The organism is Micrococcus flavus, from assembly GCF_014204815.1.
In the GTDB taxonomy this organism is placed as follows: domain Bacteria; phylum Actinomycetota; class Actinomycetes; order Actinomycetales; family Micrococcaceae; genus Micrococcus; species Micrococcus flavus.
Map to the genome: position 1 here is coordinate 903855 of NZ_JACHMC010000001.1, position 19820 is coordinate 923674.

General features: G+C 73.6%; 16 protein-coding genes. 6 read left to right on the forward strand and 10 right to left on the reverse strand.

What is annotated here, in order from left to right:
* Positions 1-9: 9 nt before the first annotated feature.
* Positions 10-1035 carry an LLM class flavin-dependent oxidoreductase gene (locus BJ976_RS04260; protein ID WP_135030789.1) on the reverse strand — a complete coding sequence of 342 codons (1026 nt, stop codon included), beginning with the start codon at positions 1033-1035 and terminating at the stop codon, positions 10-12.
* A gap of 140 nt (positions 1036-1175) precedes the next feature.
* Positions 1176-2600 (reverse strand): type I glutamate--ammonia ligase, encoded by a 1425-nt coding sequence (gene glnA / locus BJ976_RS04265; protein WP_135030788.1) that lies wholly within the window; start codon positions 2598-2600, stop codon positions 1176-1178.
* Between the two features lie 145 nt (positions 2601-2745).
* On the opposite strand from glnA, the gene BJ976_RS04270 reads away from it, so the two are divergent.
* The gene (locus BJ976_RS04270; RefSeq protein ID WP_229667028.1) at positions 2746-3273 is read left to right on the forward strand and encodes an RDD family protein; all 528 of its coding nucleotides are present in this window, start codon (positions 2746-2748) and stop codon (positions 3271-3273) included.
* A gap of 83 nt (positions 3274-3356) precedes the next feature.
* Here the strand turns inward: BJ976_RS04270 and BJ976_RS04275 are convergent, their stop codons facing one another.
* From BJ976_RS04275 to lipB, 3 genes are read right to left on the reverse strand one after another with little or no spacing between them, the layout of a single operon-like run.
* A complete protein-coding gene (locus BJ976_RS04275) occupies positions 3357-4169 on the reverse strand; it encodes a DUF4191 domain-containing protein (protein ID WP_135030786.1) in 813 nt (270 codons plus the stop codon).
* Positions 4170-4194: 25 nt separating this feature from the next.
* Complete coding sequence (gene lipA / locus BJ976_RS04280) at positions 4195-5202, reverse strand: lipoyl synthase (RefSeq protein ID WP_135030785.1); 1008 nt, start codon at positions 5200-5202, stop codon at positions 4195-4197.
* Positions 5199-5900: a lipoyl(octanoyl) transferase LipB gene (gene lipB, locus BJ976_RS04285; RefSeq protein WP_135030784.1), complete on the reverse strand. Its 702-nt coding sequence runs from the start codon at positions 5898-5900 to the stop codon at positions 5199-5201. The genes lipA and lipB overlap by 4 nt, the downstream gene beginning before the upstream one ends.
* Before the next feature lie 141 nt (positions 5901-6041).
* Between lipB and BJ976_RS04290 the strand changes: the two genes are divergently transcribed.
* Complete coding sequence (locus BJ976_RS04290; RefSeq protein WP_135030783.1) at positions 6042-7676, forward strand: protein kinase domain-containing protein; 1635 nt, start codon at positions 6042-6044, stop codon at positions 7674-7676.
* A 131-nt stretch (positions 7677-7807) separates the two neighbouring features.
* Here the strand turns inward: BJ976_RS04290 and BJ976_RS04295 are convergent, their stop codons facing one another.
* The 4 genes from BJ976_RS04295 to BJ976_RS04310 all read right to left on the reverse strand — a co-directional run bounded on the left by BJ976_RS04295 (position 7808) and on the right by BJ976_RS04310 (position 13128).
* A complete protein-coding gene (locus tag BJ976_RS04295) occupies positions 7808-8152 on the reverse strand; it encodes a hypothetical protein (RefSeq protein ID WP_135030782.1) in 345 nt (114 codons plus the stop codon).
* A gap of 17 nt (positions 8153-8169) precedes the next feature.
* Positions 8170-10011, reverse strand: coding sequence for a 2-oxoglutarate dehydrogenase, E2 component, dihydrolipoamide succinyltransferase (sucB, locus tag BJ976_RS04300; protein WP_184231824.1), 1842 nt, complete (start codon positions 10009-10011; stop codon positions 8170-8172).
* 91 nt (positions 10012-10102) lie between these two features.
* Entirely contained in the window at positions 10103-11482 is a 1380-nt protein-coding gene (gene lpdA / locus BJ976_RS04305; protein WP_135030228.1) for a dihydrolipoyl dehydrogenase, read from the reverse strand.
* A gap of 110 nt (positions 11483-11592) precedes the next feature.
* Entirely contained in the window at positions 11593-13128 is a 1536-nt protein-coding gene (locus tag BJ976_RS04310; RefSeq protein ID WP_135030229.1) for a leucyl aminopeptidase, read from the reverse strand.
* A 198-nt stretch (positions 13129-13326) separates the two neighbouring features.
* Here BJ976_RS04310 and BJ976_RS04315 point away from each other — a divergent pair, with 198 nt between their 5' ends.
* The 3 genes from BJ976_RS04315 (at position 13327) to BJ976_RS04325 (ending at position 17163) form a co-directional block, all read left to right on the forward strand.
* Positions 13327-14310 carry a PAC2 family protein gene (locus tag BJ976_RS04315; RefSeq protein WP_229667031.1) on the forward strand — a complete coding sequence of 328 codons (984 nt, stop codon included), beginning with the start codon at positions 13327-13329 and terminating at the stop codon, positions 14308-14310.
* 38 nt (positions 14311-14348) lie between these two features.
* Positions 14349-15509, forward strand: a complete 1161-nt coding sequence (locus tag BJ976_RS04320) for a DUF4192 family protein (protein WP_135030230.1) — start codon at positions 14349-14351, stop codon at positions 15507-15509.
* A gap of 184 nt (positions 15510-15693) precedes the next feature.
* Positions 15694-17163 carry an RNA polymerase sigma factor gene (locus BJ976_RS04325; RefSeq protein WP_221419399.1) on the forward strand — a complete coding sequence of 490 codons (1470 nt, stop codon included), beginning with the start codon at positions 15694-15696 and terminating at the stop codon, positions 17161-17163.
* Between the two features lie 73 nt (positions 17164-17236).
* Here BJ976_RS04325 and BJ976_RS04330 read toward each other — a convergent pair whose 3' ends face one another.
* Positions 17237-17461, reverse strand: a complete 225-nt coding sequence (locus BJ976_RS04330) for a DUF7455 domain-containing protein (RefSeq protein WP_135030232.1) — start codon at positions 17459-17461, stop codon at positions 17237-17239.
* A gap of 244 nt (positions 17462-17705) precedes the next feature.
* On the opposite strand from BJ976_RS04330, the gene BJ976_RS04335 reads away from it, so the two are divergent.
* A complete protein-coding gene (locus BJ976_RS04335; RefSeq protein WP_135030233.1) occupies positions 17706-19811 on the forward strand; it encodes a DNA gyrase/topoisomerase IV subunit B in 2106 nt (701 codons plus the stop codon).
* Positions 19812-19820: the final 9 nt, after the last annotated feature.

Sequence of the window (19820 nt, forward strand, 5' to 3'; positions counted from 1 at the left end):
CGCCGGGCCTCAGCCCCGGACCACGTGCTCCCCGAGCAGCTCGAGGGTGCGGATCCGCGCCGCCTGGTCCGGCGCCGCCGTCGTGACGATGAGCTCGTCGGCCTGCACCCGGTCCGCGAAGTCGCGCAGCCAGGTCCGCACCTCGGGCCCGGTGCCCACCGCGGAGCACTCGAGCATGCCGAGCACCTGCTGACCGGCGGGGGAGTCGAGGAGCATGTCCACCTCGTCGTCGGTGAGCGTGCGTCCGCGGCCGAGCATCATGCGGATCCGCTCGCGGCGGGTGAGCTCCCACTGCTCCTGCGCGGCGTCCGGGGAGTCCGCGGCGATCACGTTGGCCGCGGCGATGAAGTGGGGGCGGTCCAGGGCGTCGGAGGGCTCGAAGTGCTCGCGGTAGAGGCGCGCGGCGTGCTCGAGCATCTGCGGGGCGAAGTGGCTGGCGAACGCGTAGCCGAGGCCCAGCCGCGCGGCGAGCTGGGCGCCGAACGCGGAGGAGCCCAGGATGTACAGCGGCACGTCCGTGCCGGCGCCCGGGTACGCGGCGATGCCCGGCACCCGCGACTGCCCGCGCAGGTAGCCCTGCAGCTCGAGCACGTCCTGGGGGAACCGCTCGGCCGTCTCAGGGGAGCGGCGCAACGCCTGCAGGGTGCGCTGGTCGGTGCCGGGGGCGCGACCCAGCCCGAGGTCGATCCGGCCGGGGTGCAGCTCGGCCAGGGTGCCGAACTGCTCGGCGATCACCAGCGGGGAGTGGTTGGGGAGCATCACGCCGCCCGAGCCCACCCGGATGGTGCTCGTCTGCGCGGCCACGTGCGCGATCAGCACCGCCGTGGCGGAGGAGGCGATGCGCTCCATGTTGTGGTGCTCGGCGTACCAGACCCGGTGCAGGCCCTGCGCCTCGGCCACCTGCGCGAGCTCCACCGACTGCGCGATCGCCTCGCCGACGCCCTGGCCGGTGCGCACCGTGGCCAGGTCGAGCAGGGACAGGAGGGGGGTGGAGGTGTCGGCGGTCTCGGGGGAGGCGGTGGGGGTCTCGGTCATGCCGGGCACAGCGTCGGCGCTCGCGGGACTATTCCGGCCGTCGGACCGCGCCGACCGCCCGGGGGGACGACGACGCCGGCCCGCCCCGGGTGGGGCGGGCCGGCGTCGGACGCGAGCCACGGCTCAGGCCGCGACCGGGATCACACCGAGTAGTACAGCTCGAACTCGTAGGGGTTCGGGCGCAGCGACAGCGGGGCGATCTCCGTCTCCCGCTTGTAGTCGATCCAGGTGCGGATGATCTCCTCGGTGAAGACGTCGCCCTCGAGCAGGAACTCGTGGTCCTCCTCCAGGGCGCGCAGGGCCTCCTCGAGGGACGCCGGGGCCTTCTGGATGTCCGCAGCCTCCTCCGGCGGGAGCTCGTAGAGGTCCTTGTCGATTGGCTCGGCGGGCTCGATGCGGTTGCGGATGCCGTCCAGGCCGGCCATCAGCTGCGCAGCGAACGCCAGGTAGGGGTTGGACGAGGCGTCCGGGGCGCGGAACTCGATGCGCTTGGCCTTGGGGTTGGCGCCGGTGATCGGGATGCGGATGCCGGCGGAGCGGTTGCCCTGCGAGTACACCATGTTCACGGGGGCCTCGAAGCCCGGCACCAGGCGGCGGTAGGAGTTCACCGTGGGGTTGGTGAAGGCAAGCACGGCCGAGGCGTGCTTGAGCAGCCCGCCGATGTACCACCGGGCCGTGTCGGACAGGTTGGCGTAGCCCTGCTCGTCGAAGAACAGCGGCTCGCCGTCCCGCCACAGCGACTGGTGGCAGTGCATGCCGGAGCCGTTGTCGCCGAAGACCGGCTTGGGCATGAACGTCGCGCTCTTGCCGAACTGGTCCGCCACGTTCTTGACGACGTACTTGAACTTCTGCAGGTCGTCCGCCGAGTGGGTCAGCGTGTTGAACCGGTAGTTGATCTCGGCCTGGCCCGGTGCGGCGACCTCGTGATGGGAGCGCTCGACCTCGAGGCCCACCTCCGCGAGCACCGCGCACATCTCGTCCCGCAGGTCCGCCTGCTTGTCGGTCGGGGACACGGGGAAGTAGCCGCCCTTGACGGCGGTCTTGTACCCCTGGTTGCCGCCCTCGTCCCGGCGCCCGGTGTTCCACCATGCCTCGTCCGAGTCCACGGCGTAGAAGGAGCCCTTCGGGTGGGACTCGTAGCGCACGTCGTCGAAGACGAAGAACTCGGCCTCGGGGGCGAAGAAGGCCGTGTCCGCGATGCCGGTGGAGGTCAGGTACGCCTCGGCGCGCTGGGCGACGCCGCGCGGGTCGCGCAGGTACGGCTCGCCGGTGCGCGGGTTGACGATGGAGAAGTTCATCGTCAGCGTCTTGCGCATGCGGAACGGGTCCAGGAAGGCGGTCCCGACGTCCGGGATCAGCTGCATGTCGGATTCGGCGATCCCCGCGAAGCCGCGGATCGAGGACCCGTCGAACAGCTGGCCGTTGACGAAGAAGTCCTCGTCCACGGAGGAGGCGGGGACGTTGAAGTGGTGCTGCATGCCCGGCAGGTCGGTGAAGCGGATGTCGACGAACTCGACGCCCTCCTCCTTGATGTAGGCGAGCACTTCCTCGACGGAGGTGAACATGGTGCTGGTGGCCTTCCTGGAGACGGTTCGGACGTCCGCGCGCCGAGGCGCACGGCATGGGTCCACCGTAGCGATCCCGCGTGTGCCCGGCGTGACGTGCGTGTTTCGGGACTGTAACGTCCGGCCCTCGCACTATCCTGGTCGGGTGGCACACCGAGCATCTGACCCCCAGGACCGCCCCCGCGACGCAGGACCCTCTGCCGACGGCCGGCCGAGCGGCGGTGACGAGCCGCTGATCTCCCGCCAGGACCTCGGCGGGTGGATCGAGGGGCCGGGGGCAGGGAGCATCGGCGGACGATGGCCCGGTGATCTGCTCGGACTGCCCGAGCACGGACCCGCATCGATGGCCACGGCGGCCCGCCGCGCCGCCGCCCTCGTGATCGACTGGGCGCTCGCCCTCCTCGTGTCGGGCCTCGCCTTCGGGGGCGACCCGATCGCCACCCTCCTCGTCTTCGCGGCGATGCACGTGGTCGGCCTCAGCCTGCTCGCCACCACGGTGGGCAAGGCCCTGTGCCGGATCCAGGTGGTCGCCGTGGGCGGGCGCACGGCCCCGGTGCACCGCGTGCTGATCCGCACGGCGCTGCTGTGCCTGGTCCTGCCGGCCGTCGTGGTCGGCCCCGACGGCCGCGGCATGCACGATCGTGCCGCGGACACCGTCGAGCTGCGCATGTGACCGCACGGGCCGGGCGGGCGGCCGCCCCAGGACACGACGACGCCCCACCGGTCCACCGGTGGGGCGTCGTCGTCGGTGCCGGGTCAGCGGCCGCGCAGGCCGCGGCGATCGGGGCGGGCGCGCATCGGGTCCACGCCCTTGGGGATGGGCAGGCGCTGGGCGCCGAGCGCGTTCAGCCGCTTGTCCACGGCCGCGACCTCCTGGGCCGTGAGCTTCTTCGGGAGGGCCTTGAGCGTCTTGGGCACCTCGTGCAGCGGCGTCTGGCCCTCGCCGCGGCCGGTCTGCACCACGTGGACGGGCACGCCCGGCAGGAAGCGCTCCATCGCGCGCTCCTCCTTGGACAGGAGCTTGCCGACACGCTGGACGGGACCCTCCGTCACCAGCACCACGCCCGGGCGGCCGACGGCCCGGTACACCAGGTCCTGCGTCTTCGGGTTCATCGCCACGGGCTGCTCGGACACGATCCAGCCGCGGCCCAGCGAGGACAGCGTGGCCCCCGCGGCGCCGGTCTGGCCCTCGAGGCGCGAGTACATCGCCTTCTCGCCCAGGCGGTTCATCACGATCACCGCGGCGAGCACGCCGAACGGGAGGGCGATCAGCAGCCACGTGATCCAGTTCTCCAGCAGCAGGCCGATGAGCAGCCCCACCAGCAGCGCGGCGCCGAACGCCAGACCCATCCAGAGGAGCAGTCGCGGCTCGTGCTCCCTGGTGACGGCGTAGACCTGCTTCAGCTGCGTGACGATGCCCGGTCCGCCGGCGGAGCGCTTGCGGGCGCGGTCGGCCTTGGCGTCCGCCTTGAGCTGGCGGCGCCGATCGCGCTGCATCGCCTTGACCTCCTTGAGGGAGGCCGCGGTGGAGCCGGACGAGGACGCAGGGGTGGGGGTGTTCTTGGCCATGGTGGATCCAGTCTACCGGCGGGTCTCAGGACATCCGGGCGACGACGGCGGCCGCCTCCTGCGTGGCCGTGCGCTCGCCCATGAGGTGCTGGAGATGGGCGGGCACCTCCCGGCCGAGGCGCTCCATCGCCTGCGCGTAGAGCTTGCCCGCGCGGTACGAGGAGCGCACGAGGGGGCCGGCCATGACGCCGGCGAAGCCGATCTCCTCGGCCCGCTCGGACCACTGCACGAACTCCTGAGGGCGCACCCACCGGTCGATCGGGTGGTGCAGCTTGGAGGGTCGGACGTACTGGGTGACCGTGATGATGTCGCAGCCGGCCTCGTGGAGGTCCACGAGCGCCTGGTCGATCTCCTCGTCGGTCTCGCCCATCCCGAGGATCAGGTTGGACTTGGTGACGAGCTCCTGCTCCTTCGCCATGGTAAGCACGCGCAGCGACTTCTCGTAGGTGAAGGCCGGGCGGATCCGCTTGAAGATGCGCGGCACGGTCTCCAGGTTGTGCGCGAACACCTCGGGGCGGGCGTCGAACACCTGCTGCACGAGCTCGGGGACGGCGCCGAAGTCCGGGGGCAGGATCTCCACGCCCGTGCTGGGGTTCAGCTCGTGGATGCGGCGGATGGTCTCCCCGTAGAGCCAGGCCGCGCCGTCCTTCTGGTCGTCGCGGGCGACGCCGGTCACGGTGCAGTAGCGCAGGTCCATCTCGCGGATGTTCTCCGCGACCCGCCGGGGCTCGTCCCGGTCCAGCGGCAGCGGGCGGCCCGTCGCGATGTCGCAGAAGTCGCAGCGACGGGTGCAGATGTCGCCGCCGATCAGGAACGTGGCCTCCCGGTCCTCCCAGCACTCGAAGATGTTGGGGCAGCCGGCCTCCTCGCACACGGTGTGCAGGCCGGACTTCTTCACCGTGTTCTTGAGTCCCACGTATTCGGGTCCCATGTGGACCTTGGCCTTGATCCATTCGGGCTTGCGCTCGACGGGGACCTCGGCGTTGCGGGCCTCGACGCGGAGCAGGCGACGGCCCTCGGGTGCGGCGGTCATGCGGGCGTTCCTTCCGTGGGGGTCAGGGCGATGTGCTGGGGGCCCAGGTCCTCGACGTGGCGCACGAGGACGGGCAGGACGTCGGCCGGGGTCAGGGTGCGGCCGGCCTCCGCGGACAGGGTGGTGGTGGCGGCGTCGGCGATCCCGCACGCCACGATGGTCCCGTAGGGCTCCAGTGAGTTGGAGCAGTTCAGGGCGAAGCCGTGCATGGACACGCCCTCATGGATGGACAGCCCGATCGCGCCCAGCTTGCGGTCCGGGCGCGGGGTGCCGTCGGGGGCCTCGTCGGCGAGGATCCAGATCCCCGCGCGGCCGTCCACGCGCACGGCGGTGACGCCGTGGTCCGCCGCGGTGCGGATCAGCACCTCCTCGAGGAACCACACGTAGTCCTTGACGTGGGCGCGGTCCCGCAGGCGCACCACAGGGTAGCCGACCAGCTGGCCGGGGCCGTGCCACGTGATCTTGCCCCCGCGGTCCACGTCCACGACGCGGGACCCGTCCGTGGGCCGCTCCGCGTCCTCGGTGCGGCGCCCCGCGGTGTACACGGCCTCGTGCTCGAGCAGGAGGATCTCACCGGGGGACCGGCCGGCGACGACGTCGGCGTGCAGGCCCCGCTGCAGGTCCCACGCGTGCTCGTAGTCGACGAGGTCGGGGGCGAGGCCGAGGACACGGACGGGGGGCAGGTCGGACGCGGGCATGGCCTCCACTGTAGTCGCCGCCCCGACGGGCCTGTGGACGGCCGCCCCGTGGTCCGTGCGCCTGCGGCAGGCTGGTGCCGACACGACGCGAGGAGCGCCGGCCGAGACGCGGCCCGCGCGGGGAGCGGGGGAGGACCCGGGATGCGCACGGAGGACGGATGGGACCCGGAGGACGGGTCGGCGGCGGTTCCGGCCGCCGCGGAGCCGCCGCGGGTCGAGGGCTGGACGGCCCGCGCCCTGATCGGGGAGGGCGCCCAGGCGGAGGTGTGGCTGGTGCGCTCCCCGCAGGGGGAGGAGGCCGTGCTGAAGGTGGCCCGGGCGGGCGAGGACCCCGCGGCGGTGGCCGCCGAGGCCGAGGCCTACGGGCACCTGCACCACCCCCACCTGCTGCGCGTGCTGGGGACCGTGTCCACCGACCGGGGCACGGGCGTGCTCACCGAGCGGCTGCCCGCGGGGAACCTCGGGTCCATGGTCCAGGACGCCGGGCCGCTGCGGCCAGGACAGGCGGTGACGGTGCTGGTGCCCGTCGCGCAGGCCCTGGCGCACCTGCACGCGCACGGTGTCGTGCACGGGGACGTCGCCCCGGGCAACGTCCTGTTCGCCGTGGACGGACGTCCGGCGCTGTCGGATCTGGGCGTCGCGCGCGTCGTGGGCGGCCCGCGGGGCCGGGGCGGCACGCCCGGCTTCCTCGCCCCCGAACGCCGCGACGGGGACCAGGGCGCGCGAGTCGGCGACGGCGCCGCCGCGGACGTGTACGCGTGGGCCGCTCTGGGCTGGTACGCGCTGACGGGACGGGCCCCCGGAGCCCGGGAGCACCGGGCGCCGCTGCCCGTGCTCGTCCCGGACGTGCCGGTCGAGCTGGCGCTGCTGCTGGACGCCGCCCTGGACCCCGACCCCGCGCGGAGGCCGAGCGCGGCCGACGCCGCCGTGGCCGCCTACGACGCCGCCGCGCCGGAGCCGGTCCCCCTGCACGACTCGGCGCCGCCCGAGGTGGCCCATCTGCTGCCCACCCTCATCCCGCCGGAGCGGGCGGCGGGGGCCGCCCACGGGGCGCGCCCCCGACGGGGAGGGAGCAGGCGCGCCCGGACGAGCGCGGATGCGGTCCGGGGGGACGGCCGGCAGGTCGGCCGCGTGGGGACCGACGGTGGCCGCCGGAGCGGGCGGCCGGGGCGACGGGTGGCGCTGCTCGCTCTCGCCGGGGTCGTCGTCGCCGGCTTGGCCTCCGGGGCCGCCCTGCTCTCGCGGGGCGAGCCCGGTCCGGAGGCCCCCGGGATCGCCGCGCCGGCCGCGCCGACGGCGACCCCGACCGCCTCCTCCGACCCGACCGGCCCGACCCCGACCCCCGCGCCACGGGCGGAGGGGACTGCGGCGGCGGCACCGACGGCCGTCCCCGCGGGCGACGCGCTGCAGGACCTCCTCGACGGCCTGGCGGAGGCCCGCACCGCGGCGCTCGCCGACCCGCGCCCCGAGCGGCTCTCCGCCTACGCCGCCGCGGACGGGCCGGCGTGGCGGCGGGACCGGTCCATCCAGGAGGAGCTGGACGCCGGCGGCTACGCCTTCTCCGGTCTGGCGGTGGGGCTGGTCGCGGACGGGGCGGCGTCCCCGGCCGGGCCGGACCGGCTGAGAGTCCCAGCGCGCCTGACCCTCAGCGCGCACACCGTCCTGGACGAGGCCGGCGCCCCGGTGGACCAGGTGCCCGGATCCGACGAGGGCGTGGTGCTGACGCTGGTGCGGGGCGGCGACCGCTGGCTCGTCCACGGAGTCGACCCCCGCTAGGCGCGGGGCACCGGGTCCCCAGGCGTCCCCGACACGGAGGCGCCGTGGGCCCCGGGGACGCCGTGGGCCCCGGGGACGGATCCCCGGGGCCCACGGCGTGGGTGCCGCGCGGTGCGGCGGCGGTCAGCCGGTCACTGCCAGAGCGTGGCGACCAGGATGTTCACCAGGCCCAGGCCGCCGACGGCGTGGGCCAGGCCCGTGGGCACGACCTCGCCCCGGTTGGACCTGCGCCGGCCCAGGAGGGCGGCGACGAACACGATCACACCGATGAGGAACTTGATCCCCAGCTTCATGTGGTCCGGCTCGCCGGTCATGGCCCAGCCGAAGAGGGCGATGCCGGAGACGATCATCGCCACCGACCCCCACCACTGCGAGGCGGTCACGGTGGGGTTCCGGAAGTGGGCGAACCAGCCGCCCACGATCGCCGCGGCGGCGACGATGTGCACCGCAACGAGGACGCTGTGGAGGATCTCCATGCTCCGTCAGTCCCCCGTCAGAGGCCGAGCTCGGCCGCGAACTCGCCGCCCTCGAGGCGCTGCTTGAGCGACTGGAGGAAGCGACCGGCGTCCGCGCCGTCCACGAGGCGGTGGTCGTAGGTCAGGGACAGGTACATCATGTGGCGGATCGCGATGGTGTCGTTGCCGTCGGCGTCGGCCACGACCATCGGACGCTTCACGATCGCACCCGTGCCCAGGATGGCCACCTGCGGCTGGTTGATGATCGGCGTGTCGAACAGGGCGCCCACGGAGCCGATGTTCGTGATGGAGAACGTGCCGCCGGAGAGCTCGTCCGCCCCGATCTTGTTGGTGCGGGTGCGCTCGGCGACATCGGCGATCCTCTTCGCGATGCCGCCGAGGTTCAGCGAGCCCGCGTCCTTGATCACCGGCACCAGGAGACCGCGCTCGGTGTCCACCGCGATCGCGATGTCCTCCGTGGCGTGGTAGGTGATCTCCTTGTTGTCCTCGGAGAACGAGGCGTTGAGCTTGGGGTGCTGCTTGAGGGCCTCGGTGACGGCCTGCGTGATGAACGGGAGGTAGGTCAGCTTGACGCCGTTCTGCTCCTGGAAGGAGCCCTTGGCCTTGGACCGCAGCTGGACGATGCGGGTCATGTCGACCTCGTGCACCTGGGTCAGCTGGGTGGACAGGTCCAGGGACTCGCGCATGCGCTGGGCGATGACCTGGCGGATGCGCGGGGCCTTCTCGGTCTCACCGCGCGGCGCGGCGGGGGCCGGGGCGGAGGCCGGGGCGGAGGCCGAGGAGTCCTGACCGGCGTCGGCGGACGCGGCCGGAGCCTGATCCGAGGATCCGGTGGAGGCGGACTGGGCGGCCAGCGAGGCGGCCAGCACGTCCTGCTTGCGGATGCGGCCGCCGACGCCGGTGCCGCGCACGGTGGACAGGTCCACGCCGTGCTGCTTGGCCAGGCGGCGCACCAGCGGGGTCACGTAGCCCTGGCCCGGCTCGGTGGCCGTGGTCTCGGCGGACTCCTGGGCGGCGGACTCCCGGGCGGCGGACTCGGCCTTCGAGGACTCCTCGGAGGCGCTGGCCTCGGGCGCGTCGTCGGCCAGCACCTCGCCGGCGTCCTGGGCGGCCTCCTCGGTCTGCTCGCCGGTCGGGGCCTCGGTGGCCTCGTCCTCGATCTCCTCGGCGGAGGGCTCCCGGTCGTCGGAGCCGGCGGCCGGGGCGGAGCCGCCGGAGCCGGAGCCCACGCGGGCGAGGACGGCGCCGACCTCGACGGTCTCGTCCTCCTCGGCCAGGATCTCCTGCAGCACGCCGGCCACGGGGGAGGGGATCTCGGTGTCGACCTTGTCGGTGGACACCTCGAGCAGCGGCTCGTCCACGGCGACCTCGTCGCCCACGGCCTTGAGCCAGCGGGTCACGGTGCCCTCGGTGACGGACTCGCCCAGGGCGGGCAGGGTCACGTCGCTGGACTCCCCGGAGCCGGAGGCGGCGTCCGAGTCGGCGGACCCGGTGGAGGACAGCTCCTCCGGCTCGGGCTCGCCGGCGGGCTCCTCATCCTCGTCGTCGGCGGGGGCCTCCTCGGCCGCGTCCTCGTCCGCGGACTCCGCGGCGGGGGCGTCGCCGGCGTCGTCCGAGGCCTCGCCGTCGCCGATCACGGCCAGGGCGGCGCCGACCTCGATCGTCTCGTCCTCCTCGGCCAGGATCTCCTGCAGCACGCCGGCCACGGGGGAGGGGATCTCGGTGTCCACCTTGTCGGTGGACACCTCCACGAGCGGCTCGTCGACGGCGACCTCGTCGCCGACCGCCTTGAGCCAGCGGGTCACGGTCCCCTCGGTGACGGACTCACCGAGGGCGGGCAGGGTGACTTTCTCAGACATGTCCTGATGCTCCTCACGGGTGGCGGCGCCGCGGGCGCTCGCCGGGGGTCGGGTGTGGGTCCGACGCGCGGACCCGGGATGGTTGGGGGGATCAGCCGTGCAGGGGGTGGCCGAACAGGGCCATCGCGGCCTCGCCGAGCGACTCGTTCTGCGTCGGGTGGGCGTGGATGAACTGGGCGACGTCCTCGGGGTAGGCCTCCCAATTCACGATCAGCTGGGCCTCGCCGATCTGCTCCGAGATCCGCTTGCCCACGCCGTGCACGCCGACGATCGGGCCGTTCTTCTGCCGGACCATCTTGATGATGCCGCCGGTGCCCAGGATGGAGGACTTGCCGTTGCCGGCCAGGTTGTACTCGGCGACCTCGACGTTGTCCTTGCCGAACTTCTCCTCGGCCTTGGGCTGGGAGTAGCCCACGGACATGATCTCCGGGTCGGTGAAGGTCACCTTGGGGATGTTGACGTCCTCGACCACCATGGGGTTGTTGCCCGCGATCTCCTCGGCCACGAAGATGCCCTGCTGGTAGCCGCGGTGGGCCAGCTGCAGGCCCGGGACGATGTCGCCGACGGCGTAGATGTTGCCGACGCCGGTGTGGAGGCGCTCGTCCGTGATCACGAAGCCGCGGTCGAGGGTGATGCCCTGCTCCTCGTAGCCGAGGCCCTCGGTGTTCGGTCCGCGACCCACGGCCACGAGGCAGATCTCGGCCTCGAACTCCTTGCCGTCGGCCAGGGTCACCTTGACGCCCGAGTCGGTCTCCTCGACCTTCTCGAAGAAGGTGCCGAGGTTGGACGTGATGCCCTTCTTCTTGAACTCGCGCTCGACCACCTTGATGATCGAGGGGTCCTCGTTCGCCACGAGGTTGTTCAGGCCCTCGATGATGGTCACCTCGACGCCGAAGGAGTTCCACAGCGAGGCGAACTCGGAGCCGATGACGCCGCCGCCGAGCACGATGGCGGACTTGGGGGTGTAGTCCAGCTCGAGCGCCTCCGTGGAGGTCATGATCTTCTTGGAGATCGGCAGACCCATGGTCTTGGACACCGAGCCGGAGGCCAGGACGATGTTCTTGCCCTTGTAGCGGGTGCCGTCGACCTCGATCTCGTCCTGGGAGACGAGCTTGCCCTCGCCCTCGATGACCTGGACCTTCTTCATCTTCATGAGGCCGGTCAGACCCTTGTGCTTGCCGGCGACGATGCCGTCCTTGTACTCGCGCACCTTGGCCATGTCCACGGAGTCCAGGGTCGCGTTCACGCCGAACTTCTCGGCGTGGCGGGTCTCGTCCGCCACCTCGGCGGCGTGGAGGTAGGCCTTGGTGGGGATGCACCCCCAGTGGAGGCAGGTGCCGCCGAGCTTGGCCTTCTCGATGAGGCCCACGGTCATGCCATACTGCACGGCGCGCAGCGCGGCGGCGTACCCGGCGGAGCCCCCGCCGAGGACGAGGACGTCGAATTCCTGAGCGGTTGCCGAATCGGCCACGGTGATGCTCCTTGGTGTCGGGTGGGAGGGAGTCGTCGATGGGGTCCGCCGCGCCGACGTCGGCCCGGGATCGGCCGGGCCGCGTCGATCAGCGGCGTCGTCCGTTCACCTTACCCGGCACGTCCGGCGATGAGGCCCATGAGGGTGCGCACCATCACGCCGGTCGCGTCGCGGGGGGTGTAGCCGTAGGCGGAGGACTCGTTGAACGAGGGGCCGGCGATGTCGAGGTGCGCCCAGGGGGTCGGCGCGGCGGCGCGCTCGTCCTCGGCGCGGCCGGCGTCGACGAACTCGCGCAGGAACGCGGCGGCGGTCATCATGCCGCCGAACCGCTCGCCCATGTTGGAGATGTCCGCCACGCGGGAGTCCAGGGAGGGGCGCAGCTGCTCAGGGATCGGCATGGCCCAGGCGAGCTCGCCGGCCGCCTCGGCGGCGGCCACGACCTCGTCGCGCAGGGCCTCGTCGCCCATCACGCCGGCGTGTCGCACGCCCAGGGCCACCAGCTGGGCGCCGGTGAGCGTCGCGATGTCGAGGACGGCGTCGGGGCGCTCGTCCGTGGCGGCCACGAGGGCGTCGGCCATGACCACGCGGCCCTCGGCGTCGGTGTTCATCACCTCGACCGTCTTGCCGCCGTACATGGTGATCACGTCCGAGGGGCGGATGGCGGTGTGCGAGGGCATGTTCTCGGCCAGGGCGAGCCAGCCGGTGACCTTCACGGGCAGGCCGAGCTCGGCGGCGGCGCGCACGACGGCGAACACCGTGGCGGCCCCGGCCATGTCCGACTTCATGGTCATCATGGACGCGGCGGGCTTGAGGGAGATGCCGCCCGTGTCGAACGTGATGCCCTTGCCCACGAGGGCGATGTGCGTCCGCGCGTCGGCCGGGGCGTGCTCGATCCGCACGAGGCGGGGCGGCCGCGACGAGCCCTGGCCGATCGCCAGGATGCCGCCGAAGCCCTCGGCGGCGAGCGCGTCCTCGTCCCAGACCTGCACGCGCACGTCCGAGCCGGCCAGCTCCTCGCGCACCGCGTCCGCGAAGGAGGCGGGGTACAGGTGGGACGGGGCGGTGTTGACGAGGTCGCGCACGGCGCAGACGGCGTCACCGACGACGGCGGCGCGCGCCAGGACCGGGGAGGCCGCCTCCTCCCCGACGGTCGTGACGACCTCGATGCGGGAGACCGGTGCGGACGAGGAGGCGGCCTCGCGGGCGGCCTCGGACTTGAGCGCCGTGAACGTGTAGGCGCCCAGGGTCGCGCCCTCGGCGACCGCGGCGAGGCGCTCGGGCGTGTCGGCGGGCAGGGCCAGGGCGACGGCCTCGGTCCCGGCGAGGGAGCGCACGGCCGCGCCGGCGGCGTGGCGCAGGGCCTCGAGACCGGCGGCGCCGTCGTCGTCCAGCTCGCCCACGCCCACGAGGACGAGCAGCGGCCAGCGCGAGCCGGCGAGGCCGGGCAGGCGGTGCACCTCGTCGGCGCGCGCGCGCACGCCCAGCAGCTCGAAGGACTCCTCCAGGGCGGAGGCCGCGTCCTGCGGCAGGGCGTCGGTCAGGAGCACGGGGCCGTCGGGCCCGGCGCCGACGCCGACGATGACCGCCGGTGCGGTGACCTCCTCCAGGGCTCGGGGGGTCAGCGAGGGGCGGTCCTTCGAGATCACGGGGATCCTTCCATGGCGGGGGCTGGGGCTGCGTCGGCCGCGCGGGGGCGGACGGGCGCGTCCCGCGTCATCCTAGCCAGCCCGCCCCCGGGGACGGCAGACCGGGGCGGCATGGAATAGGGGGGCCGGTCTGCAGGGTTGACCCGGGACGACCCGTCGGCCTCCGCCGGGGGACAGGACCACCGGAAGGCGGCACTCGTGCTGGATCCCACGCAGCTCTACACCCGTGACGACGGCGAGGACGCCGTGCCCGCGGGCCTCGGCCTGCTGGTCACGCTCACGGGCCACCTCGACGCCGGCCACGTCGGCCGGCAGCTGCGCTCCGCCCTGCGGGAGCACCTGACCCACCGGACCGTGGCCTCGTTCGACCTGGACCAGCTGCACGACTACCGGGCCCGGCGTCCGCGGGTGCGGTTCGAGCACGACCGGTACACCGACCTGCGGCTGCCCGCCCTGACGGTGGACCTCGTGGAGGACCTCCTGGGCCGGCCGTTCCTGCTGCTGTCCGGACCCGAGCCGGACCTGCAGTGGCAGCGGTTCACGGCGGCGGTCCTGGGGCTCGCCCGGGAGTGGGGGGTGGACACGGTCACGTTCGTGGACGCCGCCCCGCTGCCGGTGCCGCACACGCGGCGGGTGGGGGTGACCACCCACGGCACGCGCACGGACGCCCTCGAGGGCCTGTCCACCTGGAGTCCGGAGGCCGACGTCGTCGCGGGCGCCCTCCAGATGCTCGAGCTGCGCGCGGGCGAGGCGGGCCTGGCCACCGCGGGGTACACGGTCCACGTGCCGCACTACGTGGCCGAGGCCGCCTATCCGCCCGGCGCCGTGGCGGCGCTCGAGTACGTGGGGGCCGCGATGGGCCTGATGATGCCGACGGACGAGCTGCGCGACGCCGCACGCGAGGTGGAGGCGGAGATCGAGCGCCAGGTGACGGCCTCCCCGGAGGTCCAGCAGATGATCGCAGGCCTGGAGAAGAACCACGACCAGAACGCGGAGGAGCAGGAGCGCTCCCTGCTGGAGTCCGCGGAGGGGCTGCCCGACGGGGAGGAGATCGCCTCCGCGGTGGAGGAGTACCTGGCCCGTCGCGACGAGTCGGTGCACCCCCGCACGCACGGGACCGGGCCGACCCCTCCTGCACAGGACGACGACGCGCCCGACCCGTCCACGGACCGGGCGGACTGAGGAGCCCACCGGGCCGTCGCGCGCGCAGGCTCGGAGGCATGGACCAGCTTCCCGGACCGACCGCCTCCCTCCCGCCGCACGGCCCGCGCTCCGTCGACGACCCCGCGGCCGGCCCCCCGCCGCCGACGTTGCGCGCGCGGGGCGTGGACGACCTCCTCGGCTACGCCGGGCACGTCCTCGGAGCGCTGCGGCCGGGCTCGCTCGTCCTGGTCGCCCTCCACGGCACCGTGCTGGGCGCCGTGGTGCGGGTGGACCTGCCGCCCCCGGGCGCGGGCGAGGGACCGGCCGGGGAGCGGTGGGCGGCGGCCGTGGCCGAGGTGCTGACCCGTGACCGGTCCGCGGACGCAGCCGTGGCCCTCGCGCTCGCGGAGGACGGTCCGCGGCTGCCCGGCCGGGCGGCGGCACCGGCATGGCTCGACCCGCTGGCGGCGGCCCTGGCCGTCCGGGGTCGACCCTTGCGGGAGGGCTGGACCGTGCGCACGGGACTCGCCCATCCGTGGTGGGGGCCCGCGGGCCGCGACCCCGGGGGAGCGGACGGCGGGGTCGCCGTGGCCGTCGACCCGGGCGCCTCGGAGCTGTCCCTGCACCTGATCGGCCGGGGCTCCGTCTGGGGGCTGCGGTCCGAGCACGTGCACGTGCCCCGGCACCGGCCGCCCGGTCCGGCCGCGGCTGCCGAGTGGAAGAGGTGCACCCCGGTGTCCGGCGCCCCCGCGTCCGGGTCCCTCGCGGGTTGGCTCGAGGCCTGGGACCACGTCCTGACCGAGGGGCGGACCTCAGCCGCCGCGCCGGCCCCCTCGGACGCGTGGCTGGGCGGGCCGCTCGTGCGGGCGACCTGGCGCGACGCCCTCCTGCTGCACGCCGCATCCTCCCCGGGTGCCAGACCGGCGGATCCCGTCGTGCGGGCCGCCGTGCTGACGGGCCGGGCGGCGCAGGCGCCCGACTGGCGCCGGCTGGACGTCCTGTGGAGCCGGCTCCGGGGGCTCTCCGTCCACGCCCCGGCCCGACACGCCGCGCAGGCGCTGACGCTCGCCGCCTGGGTGGCGTGGGCCCGGGGCGAGGGCTCCGCTGCGGGCGCCCACCTCGAGGCGGCCGCCGGGCTCGCGGCGCCGGACGGCCTGGGGAGGGTGCTCGAGCGCCTGGTGGGGTCCGGCGTCGTGTGCGAGTGGGCCGCCGACCCGCGGCGGTGCTGGCGGCCCTGAGGCGGGGCCCGTGGGAGGATGACGGGGCTCGACGTGGACCGCCCCCGGCGGTCGCGTCCGACTCCTCGGCAGCCTGGAATAGACCCCGGGGACGCGGTGTTGCGAGCACGTAAGACCCTGGCATCCGTGCGGGCCCCGGCATCAGCCGTGGCCCGGTGCGCGGACTTGACAGGGTCACACCTAGTTGCACTGCAGTGTTCCGCGCCGTCCGGGTGCGGACCCGAGGGAAAGGCCACGAGTGACCACGTCGACGACCAACGACGAGAAGGACGTCCGCACGGGCACCGCGTCGGGATCCGCACGGAGCACCGCCGCGGCCGAGAAGTCCACCGGGACGGCCCCGAAGAAGACGGCGGCGGCCAAGAAGCCCGCCGCCAAGAAGACCCCGACGACCGCGACGAGGAAGACCGCCGCCAAGAAGCCCGCGACCAAGAAGCCCGCCACCAAGGCCGCGGCCGAGAAGGCCGCGGCCACGACGTCGTCGGCCGCGAAGGCCGCCGCGGAGCCGGAGGAACAGCCGCTGCCCCGGGACGAGGAGCGCCTCGTGACCGACGACGCCGTCGAGGCGGCGTCCCAGGACTCGGACGACGACGACGCGGACGGCTCGGACGCGGCGGAGGCCCCCGCCGTCGTCGAGGAGGCCGTCACCGGCGAGACCGTGTTCGGGAAGGCGGCCACGAAGGGCGCCTTCGTGATGGACAACTCGGAGGACGACGCCCCGGTCCAGCAGGTCGTGGTGGCCGGCGCCACCGCCGATCCGGTGAAGGACTACCTCAAGCAGATCGGCAAGGTCGCCCTGCTGAACGCGGAGCAGGAGGTGGACCTCGCCATGCGGATCGAGGCCGGCCTCTACGCCGAGCACCACTTCGCCGAGAACCCCCCGGAGGACTACCGCCTGCGCCGCGACGTCGAGCTGATCATCGCCGACGGCCGCCGGGCGAAGAACCACCTGCTCGAGGCCAACCTGCGCCTCGTCGTCTCCCTGGCCAAGCGGTACACCGGCCGCGGCATGCTGTTCCTGGACCTCATCCAGGAGGGCAACCTCGGCCTCATCCGCGCCGTGGAGAAGTTCGACTACACCAAGGGTTTCAAGTTCTCCACCTACGCCACCTGGTGGATCCGCCAGGCCATCACCCGCGCCATGGCGGACCAGGCCCGTACCATCCGCATCCCGGTGCACATGGTCGAGGTGATCAACAAGCTCGCCCGCGTCCAGCGGCAGATGCTCCAGGACCTGGGCCGCGAGCCCACCCCGGAGGAACTGGCCAAGGAGCTGGACATGACCCCGGAGAAGGTCGTGGAGGTGCAGAAGTACGGCCGCGAGCCCATCTCCCTGCACACCCCGCTGGGCGAGGACGGCGACTCCGAGTTCGGCGACCTCATCGAGGACTCCGAGGCCGTCGTCCCGGCCGACGCCGTGTCCTTCACGCTCCTGCAGGAGCAGCTGCACTCGGTGCTGGACACGCTCTCCGAGCGCGAGGCCGGCGTCGTGGCCATGCGCTTCGGCCTCACGGACGGCCAGCCCAAGACGCTCGACGAGATCGGCAAGGTCTACGGCGTGACGCGCGAGCGCATCCGTCAGATCGAGTCCAAGACCATGTCCAAGCTGCGCCACCCGTCCCGGTCCCAGGTCCTCCGGGACTACCTAGACTGAGTCCGGGCGGCCCACGACGACGGCCCGCCGCCTCCCCGGGGGAGGCGACGGGCCGTCGTGGTGTCGAGGCGGGTCAGTCGTCCGCCGGCTCGGGGCGGGCGTGCAGGTCCTCGGTCTGGTCCTGCCACACGCTGGCCTGGGGACGCAGCGCGTCCTCCACGGCGCGGGCGTGGTGGCCGCAGAACAGCAGCTCGCCGCCGGAGGGCAGGATCGCGCGCACGAAGGCCTGGGCCCCGCAGCGGTCGCAGCGGTCGGAGAGGGTGAGGGCGGCCGGTTCGGCCACGGCGGTGATGGACATGCTGTCCTCCTGATCTGTCGGGTCGGTGGGGGGCAGGGCAGCGCGGCTCCTGCGCCTCGTGTCCCCTGGAACGGCCAGCATGGCACCGGTGCTTCCCGGCAGGGCGCCGGGGAGCGGCGGTTTCGCCACCCGCGTATGCGCCCCCCTGCGCCGTCCTGGGGGACCGCCCGCCCCCCGCTGTCGTGTCCGGGGCCCGGAGTAGTCTGGTCGGACGCCCGCCGCCCCCTGGAAGGATCCGTCCCCCGTGCCCGCCGCCTCCGAGTACTCCGCCCGCCATCTCTCCGTCCTGGAGGGGCTCGAGGCCGTGCGCAAGCGCCCGGGCATGTACATCGGCTCCACCGACTCCCGCGGCCTCATGCACTGCCTCTGGGAGATCATCGACAACTCCGTCGACGAGGCGCTCGCCGGCCACGGCCAGTCGATCGAGGTCACCCTGCACCCGGACGGTTCCGTCGAGGTCGCGGACAACGGGCGCGGCATCCCGGTGGACGTCGAGCCGCGGACCGGGCTGACCGGCGTCGAGGTGGTGTTCACCAAGCTCCACGCCGGCGGGAAGTTCGGCGGCGGCTCCTACGCGGCCTCCGGCGGCCTGCACGGCGTGGGCGCGTCCGTGGTCAACGCCCTGTCCTCTCGCCTGGACGTGGAGGTCATGCGAGGGGGCAAGGTGCATCGCCTCTCCTTCCGCCGCGGCGAGCCCGGGCGGTTCGAGGACGGGTCCCGGCCCACGCCGGAGGCGCCCTTCGTCCCCGCCGAGGAGGCCGCCCCGCTCGAGGTGGTGGGCAGGGCCAAGCGCGGACAGACCGGCACGCGGGTGCGGTACTGGGCGGACGAGCAGATCTTCACCCCGGACGCGCGGTTCTCCGCGCAGGACCTCCAGGCCCGCGCCCGGCAGACGGCGTACCTGATCCCCGGGCTGCGGATCACCGTCCGGGACCTGCGCCGCCTGCCCGGCACGCCGGGGGAGTCGGGCCCCGCCGAGGAGGTCTACCAGTACGACGGCGGCATCGCGGAGTTCGTCGAGCACCTCACCCCCGCCGCGCCCGTCACGGACGTGTGGCGGCTGCAGGGCTCGGGCACCTTCACCGAGCGCGTGCCCGTGCTGGGGGAGGACGGGCGCACCCAGATGCAGGAGGTCAAGCGCACCTGCGAGGTGGACGTCGCCCTGCGCTGGGACGTCGGCTACGAGACCGTCCTGCGCCCGTTCGTCAACATCATCGCCACCCCCAAGGGCGGCACCCACCAGTCCGGGTTCGAGTCGGCCCTGCTGAAGGTCTTCCGCGCCCAGGTGGAGGCCGGGGCGCGGCGCCTCAAGGCCGGCTCGGACCGCCCGGACAAGGACGACGTCCTCGCCGGCATGACCGCCGTGCTGACCGTCCGCCTGGCGGAGCCGCAGTTCGAGGGCCAGACCAAGGAGATCCTCGGCACCCCGGCGGTGCGGCGCATCGTGGCGCAGGTGGTGGAGAAGGAGCTCACCGCGCGGCTGACGGCCACGGCCCGCGCGCAGAAGCAGCAGGTCGCGGTGCTGCTGGAGAAGGTCGTGGCGGAGATGAAGTCCCGCATCTCGGCGCGCACCCACAAGGAGAACCAGCGCCGCAAGAACGCGCTGGAGACCTCCACCATGCCCGCCAAGCTGGCCGACTGCCGGACCGACGACGTCGCTTCCTCCGAGCTGTTCATCGTCGAGGGCGACTCCGCCCTGGGCACCGCCAAGCTGGCCCGGTCGTCGGACTTCCAGGCGCTGCTGCCCATCCGCGGCAAGATCCTCAACGTCCAGAAGGCCTCCGTCTCGGACATCCTCTCCAACGCCGAGTGCGCCGCCCTGATCCAGGTGGTCGGCGGCGGCGCCGGGCGCAGCTTCGACCTGGACGCCGCCCGCTACGGCAAGGTCATCCTCATGACGGACGCCGACGTGGACGGCGCCCACATCCGCACCCTGCTGCTCACGCTGTTCTTCCGCTACATGCGCCCCATGGTGGAGGCGGGCCGCGTGTACGCCGCCGTGCCCCCGCTGCACCGCATCGAGGCGGTGACCCGCGGGAGGAAGGAGCGGGAGGTCGTCTACACCTACTCCGAGCAGGAGCTGCACGCCACGCTGGCGCGCCTCGAGGCCGAGGGGCGCTCCTACAAGGAGCCCATCCAGCGGTACAAGGGTCTGGGCGAGATGGACGCGGACCAGCTGGCGGAGACCACCATGGACCCGCGGCACCGCATGCTCCGGCGCGTGACCATCTCCGAGGTGGAGGCCGCGGAGAAGGTGTTCGAGCTGCTCATGGGCTCCGCAGTGGCCCCGCGCAAGGCGTTCATCGTGTCCCATGCGGACGAGCTGGACCGGGAGCGGATCGACGCCTGAGCGTCCTCG

Bases quoted from the DNA above. Each gene is read 5' to 3' on its own strand.
- lipA (WP_135030785.1), bottom strand. From the start codon at position 5,202: ATGACCGCCGCACCCGAGGGCCGTCGCCTGCTCCGCGTCGAGGCCCGC.
- BJ976_RS04290 (WP_135030783.1), top strand. From the start codon at position 6,042: ATGCGCACGGAGGACGGATGGGACCCGGAGGACGGGTCGGCGGCGGTT.
- BJ976_RS04260 (WP_135030789.1), bottom strand. From the start codon at position 1,035: ATGACCGAGACCCCCACCGCCTCCCCCGAGACCGCCGACACCTCCACC.
- glnA (WP_135030788.1), bottom strand. From the start codon at position 2,600: ATGTTCACCTCCGTCGAGGAAGTGCTCGCCTACATCAAGGAGGAGGGC.
- BJ976_RS04320 (WP_135030230.1), top strand. From the start codon at position 14,349: ATGGACCAGCTTCCCGGACCGACCGCCTCCCTCCCGCCGCACGGCCCG.
- BJ976_RS04295 (WP_135030782.1), bottom strand. From the start codon at position 8,152: ATGGAGATCCTCCACAGCGTCCTCGTTGCGGTGCACATCGTCGCCGCC.
- sucB (WP_184231824.1), bottom strand. From the start codon at position 10,011: ATGTCTGAGAAAGTCACCCTGCCCGCCCTCGGTGAGTCCGTCACCGAG.
- BJ976_RS04275 (WP_135030786.1), bottom strand. From the start codon at position 4,169: ATGGCCAAGAACACCCCCACCCCTGCGTCCTCGTCCGGCTCCACCGCG.
- BJ976_RS04330 (WP_135030232.1), bottom strand. From the start codon at position 17,461: ATGTCCATCACCGCCGTGGCCGAACCGGCCGCCCTCACCCTCTCCGAC.
- lipB (WP_135030784.1), bottom strand. From the start codon at position 5,900: ATGCCCGCGTCCGACCTGCCCCCCGTCCGTGTCCTCGGCCTCGCCCCC.